Here is a 13,958-nt window from a genome sequence, read left to right on the forward strand (position 1 = left end):
AATCAGCGCTTGGCCACGGCACCGGTCGCCACCTGCGCGCGGAATGCACGCAGCTTGGCCTTGAGCCGCCGCTCGTTCGCCAGGCCCACGCGCACCATCAGCTTCTGGCCGCTGGACATCGATTCGAGCGCCGGGTCGACGTACTCGTAACGCGTCCAGGGCCGCTCGGCCGTGAACTCGCCGCGCACCTCGGTCAGCTGCACCTGCACCGGGCCGGTCGGCTCGGGCGTCTCCAGCAGATGGTCGATGACGGCCACCAGCCGGTCGTTGAAGTAGCGGCCCGGGTAGCCGAGCTCCTCGTAGGCCTGCTGGAACAGCGGGTAGAAGCGCGCGTAGAGCGACGCTGCGCGTTCGGCGTCCACCGCCTCCACCATCTGGGTGAAGGCGGCATAGCGCGTGCTGTTGGCCTGCCCGATGGTCGTGCGCGTCGCGCCGGCGTCGACGGTGAAGCGTTCGGGCGCCGGCACCATCGGCCACATGCGCGACGGCGCCTGCGCGCGCGGCAGGTTGTCGATCGTGGCGACCACGCGCCGCACGAAACCGTCGATGTTGAGCAGCGTGGTCACGCGCTGGGCGCCCAGCAGATCGGTCAGCGCCTTCTTCGCCTGGGCGTCCGAGTCGCCCAGCGCGGGCAGCACGGCATCGGGTTCGGCCAGTGCATCGACCGGGTTCTGCGGGCCCATGGCCGCCACCGGCGGCGCGGGCGGTGGCGCATCGGGCACGGCCGGTGCGGTGGCGGCGGCTGGCGGCACGGGTGCGGCCACGTCGCGCTGCGACCAGTACCACCAGCCCCCGGCGGCAATGGCGATCAGCACCGCCACGACGACGGCCGTCACGGGCGACTGTCGGGCGGGCCGGAAATCGGGTTCACGCTCGGACATGGGTGCAACTTCCTTTCGAGCGCCATGGCGGCGCGGCCCTCCATTGGAAACCATGCGCCATCGGGCGCCGTAACCTCATGTGAACATTCCGCCGCCTGCCCCTTACCCTCAGGCGTAATCGAGCGGCAAGGCGGTCGTGTACTTGATCTGTTCCATGGCAAAGCTCGAACTCACGTCCGACAGCTCGATCTCGCGGATCAAGCGCTTGTAGACCGCGTCGTAGGCCTTGATGTCGGGCACCACGACGCGCAGCAGGTAGTCGTCGTCGCCGCTCATGCGATAGAACTCCACGATCTGCGGGATGGCCGCGACCACGGCGCTGAAGCGCTTGAACCATTTCTCGTTGTGCTGGCTGGTGCGGATGGCGACAAAGACCGTCACGCCCACGTTGAGCTTGTCGGGGTCGAGCAAGGCCACGCGCTGGCGGATGTAGCCCTCGCGCTCGAGGCGCTGGATGCGGCGCCAGCAGGGCGTGGCCGACAGGCTCACCTGTTCGCTGATCTCCTGCAGCGAGGCGCTCGCATTGACTTGCAGCAGTTCGAGGATCGCCTTGTCGATCTTGTCCATTGAGTATCCCAATCCAATATGGATGTCATGTTGAGAAGAATTTTGCGCGATGACGACATGAAGAGGCAAATTTCAGCAAAAGAAACCACGTTCTCCTTTCTAGACTGGAGCACCGCCACAGCATTCACCGAAAGACCGGCCGTTGACTTCCTTCGATTCCGAAACCGTTCTGGTCCGCACCGGGCGCGACCCCTCCAGCCATGGCGGCATGGTCAACACGCCGGTGTTCCGCGGCTCGACCATCCTGTCGAATTCGCTCACCGAGTGGGAGTCGCGCAAGCTCCCGGGCAACCCCTATGCGTCGTACGGTCGCTTCGGCACGCCCACCACCCGCGCCCTCGAAACCGCGCTGGCAGAACTCGAAGGCGGCTACCGCTCCATCGTGTTTCCGTCGGGTCTGGCCGCCTGTACCCACAGCCTGCTCGCCTTGCTCCAACCCGGCGACCACGCGCTGATCAGCGACAGCGTCTACGGCCCGACGCGCAGCTTCGCCACCAAGGTGCTCACGCGCTTCGGCATCGATGTCGAGTTCTTCGACCCGCTCGCGGCAGGCGAGATCCGCCGGCAGATCCGACCGTCCACGCGTGTCGTGTTCGTCGAGTCGCCCGGCTCCACCACCTTCGAGGTGCAGGACATCCCCGCCATCGCCGAAGAAGCGCACAAGGTCGACGCCTTCGTGGTCATGGACAACACCTGGGCGACGCCGCTGTTCTTCAAGCCCTTCGAGCACGGCGTGGACATCTCGGTGCAGGCCGCGACGAAGTACATCGTCGGGCATTCCGACGCGCTGCTCGGCGCGGCCACGGCCAACGAGCGCGCCTGGGCGCTGCTGCAGCAGACCGCCCACGACTTCGGCCAGACGGCCGGGCCGGACGACCTCTACCTCGCGCTGCGGGGCCTGCGCAGCCTGGCGGTCCGCCTGCATCGCCACTGGGAAAACGGCGTGCTGCTGGCCGAGAGCATGGCGCGCCACCCGATGGTTGCCCAGGTGCTGCATCCGGCACTGCCCGGCGATGCCGGCCACGCGCTGTGGCGCCGCGACTTCCGAGGCGCGAGCGGGCTCTTCGGCGTCGCGCTGAAGCCGGTCGGCCGCGAGGCGCTGGGCGTGTTCTTCGACAGCCTCGAGCTCTTCGGCATCGGCCTGTCCTGGGGCGGCTACGAAAGCCTGGCACTGCCGGTCGATGCGCCCACACGCGCGGTCCGGCCGTGGGCGCTCGAAGGCCCGCTGCTGCGCATCCACGCCGGGCTGGAGTCCTGCAACGATCTGATGCGCGACATGCAGTCGGCGCTCGACCGCATGCAGCGGCACCTCTGATCCCTCGGCGCCGAGCGCCTGCATGCTGCATTCATCGGCCCGCCTCGTGCGGGCCGTTTGCATGGGCACCGCCAGCCATGGGCGCGACACGTCGGGGCGCATCGAATCGTGCATGCCGCAGGCTTGAGGCGCACCCTTTTCAGGCGCCGCCTGTTCGCGCCATGATGTCGTTCGCGACGCCACGGCAAGGCACGGCCTGGAGCACGAGAAAATTTTTGTCGTCAGGGCCGCCAGCGGGGCAAACGTTGTTCGCGCACAATCGCCGCCCCGGCTTCTGTTGGAAATATTTTTCTCGTTATATCGATATGGCGAAAACTTATATCTAACGATCGCCAGACTGCTGTTGATAAATTACTACTTGGCATGGACATTGCCTTGACAAGCCATCCCCTTCCAACGAGGACCGCATGACCCCATCCCTCCGCTCCAGCCGCACCATCGCCCTGCTCTCGGCGGCGCTTTCCCTCTTCGTTCATGCCGCACCCGTTGCCGCGGAAGAATGGCCGACCAAGCCCGTGACGATGATCATGGGCTTCCCCGCCGGATCCGGCGTCGACGTGGTGGCCCGCGCCATCCAGGAGCCCCTGGCCAAGCAGTTGGGCCAGCCGGTCATCATCGACTACAAGTCGGGCGCGGCCGGCAACATCGCGAGCGAATACGTGGCGCGTGCCAAGGCCGATGGCTACACGCTGGCCTTCGGTACCGCGGCCACCCATGGCAGCAACGCGGCGCTCTACAAGAAGCTGCCCTTCGACGTGGAAGACGACTTCGTCGCCGTGGCGCCGGTGCTCGATGTGTCGAACGTGCTCACCATCAACCCCGAGGTGATGAACGTGACCACGCTCAAGGAGTTCGTCGACCTGGTGAAGGCCAACCCGGGCAAGTACAACTACGCCTCCACCGGCAACGGCGCGGGAACGCACATGGCCTTCGCGGAGTTCAATTCGCGCCTGGGCCTGCAGATGACGCACGTGCCCTACAAGGGCGGCCCCGAAGCCATCAGCTCGGTGGTTAAGGGCGAGACCTGCTGCATCATGAACCAGGTGCAGACGGTGCTGCCGCAGTACAAGGCCGGCAAGGTCCGCCTGCTGGGCGTGACCACCGCCGCGCCGGTGGCGGCCGTGAAGGAAGTGCCGACCATCGCCTCGAGCGGACTGCCGGGCACGAAGGGTTTCGACAGCTCCATCTGGTTCGCGGTGTTCGCCCCCAAGGGCACCGATCCGAAGATCGTCGACAAGCTCAACGGCGCCATCAAGGCGGTGCTCGAAGACAAGGAGCTGCGCGCCAGGTTCGAGGCACAGGGCAACACGGTGCGCATCGAATCACCGGCCCAGTTCAAGAAGACGGTGCACGACAACCGCGTGAAGTGGGCCGAGGTGGCCAAGGCGGCGAACATCAGCATCGATTGACACGACCCCACACGCCGCACGCTTCATGACCACGGAACTCTCCCCGCCCGCCACCGGACTGATCGCGCTCGAACAGCGCCTGGCGAAAGACCTCGAATGCCTGGGCTGGCCGGCCCGCGACTGGATGCCGCAGCAGGCCGCCGAAGACGGCATGCCCGTGCTCGACGTCGCCATCATCGGTGCCGGCCAGGCCGGTCTGGCGGCCGCGGCCGCGCTGGCGCAGCAAGGCATCCACGCCGTGGTGTTCGACCGCGCGCCGCGCGACTTCGAAGGCCCCTGGGCCACCACCGCGCGCATGGAAACGCTGCGCTCACCCAAGGAACTCACCGGCCCGGCACTGGGCCTGGCCGCGCTCACCTTCCGCGCCTGGTTCGAGGCGCAGTTCGGCGCCGACGCCTGGACGCAGCTCGACAAGATCCCGCGCCTGCAGTGGATGGACTACCTGCGCTGGTACCGCCGCGTGATGGCGGTCGACGTGCGCAACGACACGGCCATCACCGCCGTCACGCCCCGGGCCGACGGCAAGGTGCTGCTGGCGTTGCAGACACCGGCCGGCGACTCGCGCGTGCTGGCGCGCCGCGTGGTGCTCGCCACCGGCCGGGATGGCCTGGGCGGCCCGGCCGTGCCGGCCTTCGTGCAGACACTCGATCGCACGCAGTGGGCGCATTCGTCGGACGTGATGGACTACGCGCAGCTCGAAGGCCTGCGCGTCGGCGTGATCGGTGCCGGCTCGTCGGCGATGGACAGCGCCGCGACCGCGCTCGAGATCGGCGCCAAGAGCGTCGACCTGCTGATCCGCCGCGACGACCTGCCGCGCATCAACAAGTCCAAGGGCGCCGGCGTGCCGGGCCTGACGCAGGGCCACTTCGACCTGCCCGACGAGCTGAAATGGCGGCTGCGTCACTACATCAACGTGGCCAACGTGCCGCCGCCGCACGGCAGCACGCTGCGCGTGTCGCGCCATGCCAATGCGCGCTTCAACTTCGGCTGCCCGGTGCTGTCGGTGGCGCGCGACGGTCAGGCCATGCGCGTGAACACCCCCAAGGGCGAGTTCGCTTTCGATTTCCTCATCGTCTCGACCGGCTTCAAGATCGACTGGGCCGTTCGACCCGAGTACGCCGCCATCGCGCCGCACGTGCGCGCCTGGAAGGACCGCTTCACCCCCGCGCCCGGCGCCGACGACACGGAACTCGCCGACTCGCCTGACCTCGGGCCGGTCTTCGAGCTGCAGGAAAAGACCGCCGGCGCCTGCCCCGGTCTCGACCGCATCCACTGCTTCTGCTACCCGGCCACCCTCTCGCATGGCGCGGTGTCGGGCGACATCCCGGCCATCAGCGACGGCGCGCGCCGCCTGGCCAACGGCATCGCCAGCCTGTTCTACCGGGAAGACTTCGAGTACCACTTCGCGCGGCTCGAAGCCTATGACGACCCGGAACTGCTCGGCAACGAGTGGACGCCGGCCTGAGCACACGCACCGCCTTGACGAACCCTATTCCCGAGAACCACATGACAAGTCCATTCCCCACCGACGTGATCGACCACGCCGTGCCCCTCGCACCCTCGCAGGCAACACACGCCGTTCGCCACCAACGCACCAAGGTCGTCGCCGCCACGCAAGGCAGCTACGACGGCCTCTTCGCACCCGAGATCGAAGGCATCTCGGTGGTCGAGCGCCTGCTGACGGCCTTTCATGCCTGCCGCCTGTCGAAGGCCGACAGCCTGGCCGCGCACTACCGTGAGCGCCTGGTCGCCGAGAAGGCCGATGCAGCGCTGATCGCCGCCGTCGAGGCCGGCCGCATCGCGGCGATCGACGATGCACGCATCGCCGCCATCCTCGACTTCACCACCAAGCTGATCGAACGCCCGATCGACGGCGACCGCGAGGCGGTGCAGACGCTGGTGAAGGCCGGCATCTCCACGCCGGCCATCGTGGCGCTGGCGCAGCTCATCGCGTTCCTGTCGTACCAGGTGCGCGTCGTTGCGGGCCTGAAGGCCATGGCGGCTGCGGAGGGGGCAGCGAGCGCCGCCCGGCGGCCCGAAGGCGCTCAGCACCGCAGCCCGGAGGGCGGAGGTTTGCCGAAGCCCGAGGTGATCAACATCAACGGCTTCACCAACGCGGTGCTGGACTGGGAATCCTGGCTCGACACCGTCAAGCTGGAAGACGCCACGCCCGAACAGATTGCCGCGCTCGACGAGATGAGCCCCACCGCCAAGCAGTCGGCCTACTTCCTGCTGCTGGCGCACCAGCCCGAGATCCTGCTGCAGCGCTCCATCGCCTTCAACGCGATCATGTTCGCGCCGGGCGGCATGCCGCGCGCGGAGCGCGAGCTGGGCGCCACGGTCGAATCGCGCATCAACGGCTGCGTGTACTGCACCTCGGTGCATGCGCAGCGCTTCGAGCAGCTGGCCAAGCGCCGCGACGTGATCGAGCAGGTCTTCGAAGACCCGGCCACCGCCGGCACGACCGAACGCGAGAAGGCCATCGTGCAGTTCTCGGCCGAGCTCACGCTGCGGCCCGATGCGTTGTCGGCCGCGCATGTGCAGACGCTCAAGGCCGTCGGCCTGACCGACATCGAGGTGCTCGACCTGGTCCATTCCGTGGCGCTGTTCGCCTGGGCCAACCGCCTGATGCTGAACCTGGGCGAGCCGATCTTTCCCACGCCCGCCGCCGCCTGAACCCTTTTTCTCTTTCTCATCGGAAGCTCCCATGACATCCATCCTCCGTCGTGCCCTGCCCACCGTGCTGGCCGCTGCCCTCGGCGTTGTTGCCACGGCTGCCCTCGCGCAGAACAAGATCGTGATCGGCTACCAGCTGCCGCTGTCGGGCGACAACTCGCAGTACGGCACGCTGTTCAAGAACTCGGCCACCCTCGCGCTGGACGACTTCAACAAGGCGGGCAGGCTCAAGGGCAGCACGGTCGAGATCCGCTACGAGGACAGCAAGAGCGACGCCAAGGAGGGCGTGAACATCGCCAAGAAGTTCTCCGACGACGCCGCCATCGTCGGCGTGCTGGGCGACTTCAACTCGACCGTGTCGATGGCCGCGGGCCAGGTGTACGCGCAGCAGAAGGTGCCGCAGCTGTCGCAGACCGCGTCGCACCCCGACTTCCTGAAGATCAGCGACTGGCAGTTCCGCAACATCACGACGATGGAGATCGAGTCGCCCTTCATCGCCAGGTGGCTGGCCGAGAACGGCCTGAAGAAATACGCGGTGGTCGCCATCCAGAACGACTGGGGCCTGAGCGCCGTCAAGGCCTTCACCGATGCCGCCAAGGCGGCGGGCACGCAGATCACCAGCACCGAGTTCTTCAACCCCGGCAACCGCGATTTCCGCTCGATCATCACCAAACAGAGCCGTGACAAGCCCGATGCGATCGTGATGTTCATGTTCTATGAAGAAGGCGCGTCCTTCCTGCAGCAACGCACGCAGCTGGGCGTGAAGACGCCCATCTACGGCGCTTCGTCGATGTACGCACCCAAGCTCATCGAGCTGGCCGGCCCGAGCGCCAACGGCGTAAAGTTCCCGACCACCTTCGTCGCGAGCAATCCGGCCCCCAAGGTCAAGGCCTTCGTCGACGAGTACAAGAAGCACTACAGCGCCGAACCCAGCATGTTCGCCGCGCAGGCCTTCGATGCGACCAACATCATGCTCGACGCCATCGTCGCGGCCGGCCCCAACCCCACGCGTCAGAAGGTGCGCGACGCGCTCGCCGCCACCAAGGGCTTCCCGGGCGTGACCGGCGACACCACCTTCGACCCGAAGACGCGCGAGCCGTCGAAGGGCCTCACGCGCATGGAAGTGAACGCGGGCGCCTTCACCGTCGTCGCCAAGTAAGGCGCGGGCCCTCATGTTCGATGCCTTCCTGGTCCAGCAGCTCGCCAACGGCCTGAGCCTCGGCCTGGTCTATGCGCTGATGGCGATCGGCTTCACGCTGATCTTCGGTGTGCTCAACGTCGTGAACTTCGCCCACGGCGAGATCTACATGCTGGGCGCCTACGCGGGCCTGCTGTTCATCACCAGCACGGCACCACCGCTGTTCGCGGTGCTGCTGTTCGTGCTGGCGGTGGGCGCGGCGCTGGGCTTCAGCCTGGAACGCATCGCCTTCCGGCCCTTCCGCCGCTTCCGCGACGAGGCCTCGCTCAAGTCGAAGGCCATCCGCGAAGCGACGCTGCTGTCGTCGCTCGCGCTGTCGATCGTCATCCGCGAACTGGTCGAGAAGTTCTTCGGCGCCAGCATGCAGACCATCCCGCAAGACTACCTGCTGATGACGCCGATCGAGATCGGCCCCATCTCATTCTCGAGCGGCCAATTCGTGATCTTCGGGCTGTCGATCGTGATGCTCGCGGGCCTGTACTTCCTGCTGTTCCGCACGCGCATCGGGCTGTCGATCCGCGCGGTGGCGAACAACCCGATGGGTGCGATGTATGTCGGCCTGAACACCGAGCGCACCATCGTCGCGACCTTCGTCATCGGCTCGATGATGGGTGCGGTGGCGGGCCTGGTCGTGGGCCTCTACCAGGGCTCGATCTTTCCGTCGATGGGTTTCACGCCCGGCGTGAAGGCCTTCGTCGCGATGGTGATGGGCGGGCTCAGTTCGATCGGCGGTGCCGTGGTGTGCGCGCTGATCCTGGGCATGGCCGAGGCGCTGACCACCACCTTCGTCGCGCAGGGCTGGGGCGACATGGTCGCCTACCTGTTCCTCCTGATCACGCTCGTCTTCTTCCCGACCGGCCTGTTCGGCGGCGGGCGCGAACGCGCCTGAACACACGCTGTGCCGACATGAAATCTCCCCGAACCCTCACGTTCGTGCTGCTGGCGGTGCTGCTGCTGGTGGTGCCGGCCATCGGCCTCGCCGCCGGCGGCGGCTACGTCTTCCGCATCGCGACCACCATCTGCGTGTTCGCGATCCTCACGCTGAGCGCCAACCTCATCACCGGCACCACCGGGCTGCTGTCGCTGGGCCATGCGGCGTTCTACGGCATCGGCGCCTATGCGGCCGCGCTGCTGGGCACCGCCCTGCACTGGCCGGTGTGGTTGACCATTCCGGTGGCCGGCATCGTCACCGCCTGTTCGGGCGTCCTGCTGGCGCTGCCGACGATGCGGCTGGTCGGCATCTACTTCGCGGTCGCCACGCTGGGCGTGGGCGAGATCATCCACGTCACGCTGCTCAACTGGGTCGGCTTCACGCGCGGGCCGATGGGCATCACGGGCATCTCGTCGCTCGGCCTGCCGGGCCTGCCGGCCAACAGCGACATGGCGGCTTACCTGGTCACGGCCCTGTGCCTGGCGGTCACGGTGGCGGTGGTGCACCGGCTGTCGCACTCCTACTTCGGCAATGCGTTGCGCGCGGTGCGCGAAGACGACCAGTGCGCCGAGGCCATGGGCCTGAACGTGGTGCGGCTCAAGGTCCAGGTCTTCGGCTTCTCCTGCTTCTTCGCGGGCGTGGCGGGCGCGCTGTGGGCCCACAGCACGGGCTACGTGTCGCCGGCGGACTTCCGCTTCTCGGAGTCGATCCTGATCCTCTCGATGATCGTGGTCGGCGGACTGGGCAGCCTGCCGGGCGCCATCATCGGCGCGGCCCTGCTGATCGGCCTGCCCGAGCTGATGCGCCCCATCGGCGACTTCCGCATGATCGTGGTTGGCCTGGTGATGTTCCTGTCGATCATGTTCCGGCCCAAGGGCCTGTTCGGCGAGGTGTCGGCCATCGAACTCGTGCGCAAGCGCTTCGGCGCGGCCTGGCGTTCGTCCGACACGCTGGGCTGGCGCTGAGCCGGGAACGACGCGACATGACCCATCTCCTCGACATCGACAACGTCTCGCGCCACTACGGCGGCCTCACCGCCGTCGGCGATTTCAGCGGCCACATCGCCCAGGGCGAGCGCGTCGGCCTGATCGGCCCCAACGGCGCGGGCAAGACCACGCTGTTCGACCTGATCACCAGCTACACCAGGCTGTCTTCGGGCGACGTGCGCTTCAAGGGCCAATCCATCTCAGCGCTCAAGCCGCACGAGGTCGCGCGCCTGGGCATCGCCCGCACCTTCCAGAACCTGCGCATCCTGCCGAACGTGACGGTGTTCGACAACGTGTCGATCGGCGCGCTGGGCCACGTGGGCCACAGCCCGTGGAACAGCCTGTTCGGGCGGCGCGCCATCTCGGGGCGCATCAGCGACCTCACGATGCAGGCGCTGGAACGCACCGGCCTCGAATCGCTGGCCGGCGAGCTGGCGGCCAACCTGTCCTACGGCAAGCGCAAGTACCTCGAGATCGCCCGCGCCCTCGCGCTGCAGCCGACGCTCCTGATCCTCGACGAGCCCGCGGCCGGCCTGAACGACACCGAGACCGCCGAGCTCTCGCGCTTCGTGCGCGCGCTGTCGGACGAAGGCATGACGATCCTGCTGGTCGAACACGACATGGGCTTCGTCATGAACCTCTGCGAACGCGTGATGGTGATGGCCTCGGGCCAGAAGATCGCCGACGGCACGCCCGCCGCCGTCTCGCAGGACCCGAAGGTGCTCGACGCCTACCTCGGCACCGACCTCGAGGACGACGCGCCCGTCGCCCTCGCCCTGGGAGAACCCGCATGAACGAGCCGCTGCTGCGCGTCAACCACCTCGGCGTCCGCATCGGACAACAGACCATCCTGCACGACGTGTCGATCGAGGTGCCACAGAGCGGCATCGTCAGCGTGCTCGGCAGCAACGGCGTGGGCAAGACCACGCTGATGCGCGCGCTGTCGGGCGTGTACAAGACCACATCGGGCCAGGTCATGTTCGAAGGGCGCGACATCACCAACCGGCCGCCGCACGAGATCGTCGCGGGCGGGCTGGCGCAGGCGCCTGAAGGCCGGCAGATCTTCTCGGCGATGACGGTGCTGGAGAACCTCAAGCTCGGTGCCGGCAAGCGCCCGGCCAGCGAGTTCGCGCACGACCTCGACCGCATGCTCACGCGCTTCCCGCGCCTGAAGGAACGCATCGGGCAGAAGGCCGGCTCGATGTCCGGCGGCGAGCAGCAGATGCTGTGCATCGCCCGCGCACTGATGAGCCGGCCGCGGCTGCTGCTGATGGACGAGCCGTCGATGGGCCTTGCGCCGATCGTCGTGCGGCAGGTCTTCGAGCTGGTGCGAGACATCCGTGCCGAAGGCACGGCGGTGCTGCTGGTCGAGCAGAACGCGCGCGCCGCGCTGCGCGTGGCCGACACCGCCTACGTGATGGACAGCGGCCGCATCGTGCTCGAGGGCGACGCGGCCAGCATGGCGAAGGACCCGCGGGTGAGCGCGGCCTACCTGGGCGGGCACGCCAGCTGAAGGCCGGCGCGCGCCGGTAGCATCGGCGCATGCATTTCCTTCGACACCGGCGAGCGCCGGCCGCGCGTTTCCGGGCCCTGGCGTGGCTGTTGTGCCTGTGGATCTGCATCGGCCCGACCGCTGCCGCAGCCCCCACCAAACCCGCAGCCGCCGCCCTGGCGCCGAGCCCGCTGATCGCCGTGCCCGAGCGGCACTCCCTGGTAACCGACACCACCGGCGCCCTGACACCGGCGCAGCAGGCGGCGTTGCGCGAGAAGCTCGATGACCTCCAGGCCCGCCTGGGTCCGCAGCTCGCGGTGCTGGTGGTGCCGACCACGGGCCCCGAGGACATCGAAGCCTATGCCACGCGCGTGTTCGCCCAGTGGCGGCTGGGCAGCGCGGCGGACGACGACGGCCTCTTGATCCTGGTGGCGCTGAAAGACCGGCGCATGCGCATCGAAGTGGGCCAGGGCCTCGAAGGCCGTGTGCCGGACCTGGCGGCCAGCCACATCATCGATGCGCAGATGGCACCGCGCTTTCGGCAGGCCGACTACCACGGCGGCATCGACGCGGCAGTCGATGCGCTGATCGAACGGCTGGGCGGCGGCATGGGGGTGGACGGGAGCGCTGTGGGCGATGAATCGGCTGTCGGCACCACGGACATCACGGACGCCGACGATGCGCCGCGCGGCGGGACCCTCACGCCGGCCGGCCAGCTCGTCCTCATGGTGTTCGCCGTCCTGCTCTGCTACGGCAGCTACCGCTGGCGCGCCATGCGCTTCGTCACCGCCGGACTGGTGGCCGTCGGTGTGGGCCTCTGGGGCGCGGCCCGGTTCGTCGGCGGCGACGACCTGGCCCAGGGCCTGATGCTGGTGGTCGGTGGCTGCTTCGCGGCGGCCTTCGGCGCGTTGATCCTCGGCATCATCGGCTTCGGGATGCGGGCGGGTTACCGAAGAAGCCGGGTCGGCTTCATGGTGCAGTGGCTGATCGTGCTCGGCATCACGGGCTACGTGGCCTACGCGGCCGAAGGCTGGATCCCCGTCGCCCTGGCGGCTGCGCTGTCGATGCTGTTCGTCTTCGCGGCATCGCTGGGTGGCAGCAGTGGGGGCAGCAGCGACGACGACGACGATGATTCGTCGAGCAGCAGCTCCTCGTCGTCCAGCAGTTCCTCCTCCAGCAGCAGTTCGTCCAGTGGCGGCGGCTCGAGCAGCGGGGGCGGCGCGTCGGGCAGCTGGTAGACGCATCGGAAGCGCACGAAAAGAACGGCGCGCCTCAGACCAGCGCCAGATCCTTGGGCGCCACGCCGCCGAAGACGTGGTCCAGCTGCGCGGGCGACAGCCCGTACATGCGGGCGAACAGCCCCCCGAACACCGCCCGGTACTCGTTGAGCACCGGATGGTCGCGGTTCTGGAACAGCGCACCGGGCTGCGTCAGCGCGACCTGCTCGCCCACCACGCGGCCGCCGGCCTGCGCAAGGCCGCCGCCGAGCACCCAGTACACCGTGCCGTGGCCATGGTCGGTGCCCTTGTTGCCGTTCTCGCGGAAGGTGCGGCCGAACTCGCTGATGACGACCACCACCGTGTCCCGCCAGGCCGCCTCGCCCATCTCCTCGGCAAAGCCCGCCACCCCCCGGCCCAGTTCCTCGAAACGGGTGGCGAGATAGCCGGTGCCCGCGCCCTGCCCGACGTGCGTGTCCCAGCCACCGACATCGACGAAACCGAGGTCGAAGCGGTCCTTCATCAACCGGGCCATGCGGCGCGCAACCAGCTCGAAGCCCTTGGCCGTCATCGCGTTGCGGCTGGCCGCGTCCATCTCGGCTTTCACCGAGCGCAGCACCTCGTCGCGCACCGCGAAGCCTTCGGCCACGGGCTGGGCCAGCGCGGTGTCGCGGTACATCGCCGCGATCACCTGGCTCTGCCGTGCGTCGATGCCCTGGCGACCGACGTTGCCCAGCGCCATGTTGGCGGCCTTGGCCTCGCCGCGCATCACGAGCGGCAGCTGGTCGGTGAAGGCGATGGGCGCCACGGCCGTGAGCGGCCCGCCGCCGAGCACGCCGGCCAGCCGGTTGAGGAAGCCGGAGCGGTAGTCGCGCCCGCCGTCGAGCGCCTGGCCGAGTTCGATCGAATCCTGCGTCTCGAAGTGGCTGCGCGTCAGGTCGTTGGTGCCGGCGAAGGGAATGAACGCCGCCTGCTTCTTCTGGAACAGCGGCAACAGGCTGCCCGCGAGCGCCGGGTGCAGGCCCCAGTCGCCGTCGAGCGGCAGCGCGCCGTTGGCCTCGCCAGGCATCGGCACCGCGATGCCGGGGCGCGCACTGCGGTAGAAGTCGCTGGCCGCGCCGGAGATCGGCACCAGCAGGTTCGCGCAGTCGTAGGCGCCGCGCAGGAACACCACGAGCAGCCTGGCACCGTCCGCAGCGGGCGCAGCCATCAGGCGACCCGTGCCGCCGCCCAGGGGTGCGGCGACGGCAAGCAACTTCAGCAGGTCACGGCGTTGCATGGCGGGG

At 68.3% G+C, this 13,958-nt stretch carries 13 protein-coding genes; 10 read left to right on the forward strand and 3 right to left on the reverse strand.

What is annotated here, in order from left to right:
• Nucleotides 1-2 precede the first annotated feature (2 nt).
• Nucleotides 3-881 carry a DUF3014 domain-containing protein gene (locus tag QTH86_RS07040; RefSeq protein WP_286645387.1) on the reverse strand — a complete coding sequence of 293 codons (879 nt, stop codon included), beginning with the start codon at nucleotides 879-881 and terminating at the stop codon, nucleotides 3-5.
• A gap of 108 nt (nucleotides 882-989) precedes the next feature.
• A complete protein-coding gene (locus QTH86_RS07045; RefSeq protein WP_286645386.1) occupies nucleotides 990-1,448 on the reverse strand; it encodes an Lrp/AsnC family transcriptional regulator in 459 nt (152 codons plus the stop codon).
• Between the two features lie 142 nt (nucleotides 1,449-1,590).
• Between QTH86_RS07045 and metC the strand changes: the two genes are divergently transcribed.
• The 10 genes from metC (at nucleotide 1,591) to QTH86_RS07095 (ending at nucleotide 12,693) form a co-directional block, all read left to right on the forward strand.
• On the forward strand, nucleotides 1,591-2,763 hold the full coding sequence (metC, locus tag QTH86_RS07050; RefSeq protein ID WP_353505988.1) for a cystathionine beta-lyase: 1,173 nt from the start codon (nucleotides 1,591-1,593) through the stop codon (nucleotides 2,761-2,763).
• Between the two features lie 407 nt (nucleotides 2,764-3,170).
• On the forward strand, nucleotides 3,171-4,172 hold the full coding sequence (locus QTH86_RS07055; RefSeq protein WP_286645385.1) for a Bug family tripartite tricarboxylate transporter substrate binding protein: 1,002 nt from the start codon (nucleotides 3,171-3,173) through the stop codon (nucleotides 4,170-4,172).
• A gap of 25 nt (nucleotides 4,173-4,197) precedes the next feature.
• Nucleotides 4,198-5,637 carry a flavin-containing monooxygenase gene (locus QTH86_RS07060; RefSeq protein WP_286645384.1) on the forward strand — a complete coding sequence of 480 codons (1,440 nt, stop codon included), beginning with the start codon at nucleotides 4,198-4,200 and terminating at the stop codon, nucleotides 5,635-5,637.
• A gap of 41 nt (nucleotides 5,638-5,678) precedes the next feature.
• Complete coding sequence (locus QTH86_RS07065) at nucleotides 5,679-6,848, forward strand: CMD domain-containing protein (RefSeq protein WP_286645383.1); 1,170 nt, start codon at nucleotides 5,679-5,681, stop codon at nucleotides 6,846-6,848.
• Between the two features lie 31 nt (nucleotides 6,849-6,879).
• On the forward strand, nucleotides 6,880-8,007 hold the full coding sequence (locus QTH86_RS07070) for an ABC transporter substrate-binding protein (RefSeq protein ID WP_286645382.1): 1,128 nt from the start codon (nucleotides 6,880-6,882) through the stop codon (nucleotides 8,005-8,007).
• Nucleotides 8,008-8,020: 13 nt separating this feature from the next.
• Nucleotides 8,021-8,935, forward strand: coding sequence for a branched-chain amino acid ABC transporter permease (locus QTH86_RS07075; protein WP_286645381.1), 915 nt, complete (start codon nucleotides 8,021-8,023; stop codon nucleotides 8,933-8,935).
• Nucleotides 8,936-8,952: 17 nt separating this feature from the next.
• A complete protein-coding gene (locus QTH86_RS07080; protein ID WP_286645380.1) occupies nucleotides 8,953-9,942 on the forward strand; it encodes a branched-chain amino acid ABC transporter permease in 990 nt (329 codons plus the stop codon).
• A 17-nt stretch (nucleotides 9,943-9,959) separates the two neighbouring features.
• Nucleotides 9,960-10,757 (forward strand): ABC transporter ATP-binding protein, encoded by a 798-nt coding sequence (locus QTH86_RS07085; protein WP_286645379.1) that lies wholly within the window; start codon nucleotides 9,960-9,962, stop codon nucleotides 10,755-10,757.
• Nucleotides 10,758-10,765: 8 nt separating this feature from the next.
• Nucleotides 10,766-11,476 carry an ABC transporter ATP-binding protein gene (locus QTH86_RS07090; RefSeq protein ID WP_444813794.1) on the forward strand — a complete coding sequence of 237 codons (711 nt, stop codon included), beginning with the start codon at nucleotides 10,766-10,768 and terminating at the stop codon, nucleotides 11,474-11,476.
• 29 nt (nucleotides 11,477-11,505) lie between these two features.
• Nucleotides 11,506-12,693, forward strand: coding sequence for a TPM domain-containing protein (locus tag QTH86_RS07095; protein ID WP_286645377.1), 1,188 nt, complete (start codon nucleotides 11,506-11,508; stop codon nucleotides 12,691-12,693).
• Nucleotides 12,694-12,727: 34 nt separating this feature from the next.
• On the opposite strand, the gene QTH86_RS07100 is transcribed toward QTH86_RS07095, so the two are convergent.
• Complete coding sequence (locus QTH86_RS07100; RefSeq protein ID WP_286645376.1) at nucleotides 12,728-13,951, reverse strand: DUF1501 domain-containing protein; 1,224 nt, start codon at nucleotides 13,949-13,951, stop codon at nucleotides 12,728-12,730.
• Nucleotides 13,952-13,958 lie beyond the last annotated feature (7 nt).

This window comes from Variovorax sp. J2L1-78 (genome assembly GCF_030317205.1).
Lineage (GTDB): Bacteria > Pseudomonadota > Gammaproteobacteria > Burkholderiales > Burkholderiaceae_C > Variovorax > Variovorax arabinosiphilus.

Bases quoted from the DNA above. Each gene is read 5' to 3' on its own strand.
- QTH86_RS07040 (WP_286645387.1), bottom strand. From the start codon at position 881: ATGTCCGAGCGTGAACCCGATTTCCGGCCCGCCCGACAGTCGCCCGTG.
- QTH86_RS07045 (WP_286645386.1), bottom strand. From the start codon at position 1,448: ATGGACAAGATCGACAAGGCGATCCTCGAACTGCTGCAAGTCAATGCG.
- QTH86_RS07055 (WP_286645385.1), top strand. From the start codon at position 3,171: ATGACCCCATCCCTCCGCTCCAGCCGCACCATCGCCCTGCTCTCGGCG.
- QTH86_RS07060 (WP_286645384.1), top strand. From the start codon at position 4,198: ATGACCACGGAACTCTCCCCGCCCGCCACCGGACTGATCGCGCTCGAA.
- QTH86_RS07065 (WP_286645383.1), top strand. From the start codon at position 5,679: ATGACAAGTCCATTCCCCACCGACGTGATCGACCACGCCGTGCCCCTC.
- QTH86_RS07070 (WP_286645382.1), top strand. From the start codon at position 6,880: ATGACATCCATCCTCCGTCGTGCCCTGCCCACCGTGCTGGCCGCTGCC.
- QTH86_RS07075 (WP_286645381.1), top strand. From the start codon at position 8,021: ATGTTCGATGCCTTCCTGGTCCAGCAGCTCGCCAACGGCCTGAGCCTC.
- QTH86_RS07080 (WP_286645380.1), top strand. From the start codon at position 8,953: ATGAAATCTCCCCGAACCCTCACGTTCGTGCTGCTGGCGGTGCTGCTG.
- QTH86_RS07085 (WP_286645379.1), top strand. From the start codon at position 9,960: ATGACCCATCTCCTCGACATCGACAACGTCTCGCGCCACTACGGCGGC.
- QTH86_RS07095 (WP_286645377.1), top strand. From the start codon at position 11,506: ATGCATTTCCTTCGACACCGGCGAGCGCCGGCCGCGCGTTTCCGGGCC.
- QTH86_RS07100 (WP_286645376.1), bottom strand. From the start codon at position 13,951: ATGCAACGCCGTGACCTGCTGAAGTTGCTTGCCGTCGCCGCACCCCTG.